The sequence below is a fragment of the Bacillus sp. SM2101 genome (genome assembly GCF_018588585.1).
GTDB lineage: Bacteria > Bacillota > Bacilli > Bacillales > SM2101 > Nanhaiella > Nanhaiella sioensis.
The window spans coordinates 1-821 of sequence record NZ_JAEUFG010000121.1; the positions used below are offsets into that span (position 1 = coordinate 1).

Genomic DNA, 821 nt, shown 5'->3' on the forward strand with positions numbered 1-821 from the left:
CAACTATCTAGGTGGTGAAAGTCCACTGTGGGGGTACACATCGACCAACCACTAAGGAAGCGCAAGGTACTTACCGTGAGGTAAGGGCTGGAGGAAGCGTGGAATAAAGTCTTGGCTCGACGAACAGAAATCTGATACTAAGGCTCTACAAAGGGATGAGACTCCTAGACAAGTTGAAGTCCAAACAGATGTGCGTAACTTTGTAGAGTAAATCAGGCGAGTAAAAGAGGAAAGATAGTTGTCTTACCCTGGGAGGTCTTGCGGATGTACATTAGTACAGTCGAAAAAGGTTAACCGTAAGAAGTCAGCAGAAGCCATAGTAATGATATGAATTCATGAAGGGCTGAACAATTTATAGTGTTTCCACGCCACGAATGCGTAAGTGACGGACTCCGAATGTGTTAATGGTGAAAGTATGAGCGTATCTCAAAGGATAACCAAAAAGGAGCTATCACTTACTACGTGAGAGGAAAGGAGAAACGAGTGTGAAAATTTTAGAACAAATTTTAAGTAATCAGAATATGAACGAAGCCTACTTACGTGTCTATAAAAATAAAGGCGCAAGTGGGGTTGATGGAGTAACAGTAGAAGAACTAAAGCAATATCTGAAAGAGAACAAGGATGAGTTGCGGCAGCGCATCAGAACAAGAAAATACCAACCACAAGCTGCCTTAAGAGTGGAGATCCCAAAAGAAAACGGAAAGATGCGCAAATTGGGAATACCAACAGTAGTGGATAGAGTAGTTCAACAAGCCATTCATCAAGTTCTCAGTCCGATATTTGAAAAACAGTTCAGTGAATTTAGTTACGGTTTCAGACCA

General features: G+C 41.8%; 1 pseudogene. It reads left to right on the forward strand.

Annotation, left to right across the window (positions count from 1 at the left end):
- Positions 1 to 485: 485 nt before the first annotated feature.
- A pseudogene (locus tag JM172_RS24535) lies at positions 486 to 821 on the forward strand (reverse transcriptase domain-containing protein); the annotation flags it as partial.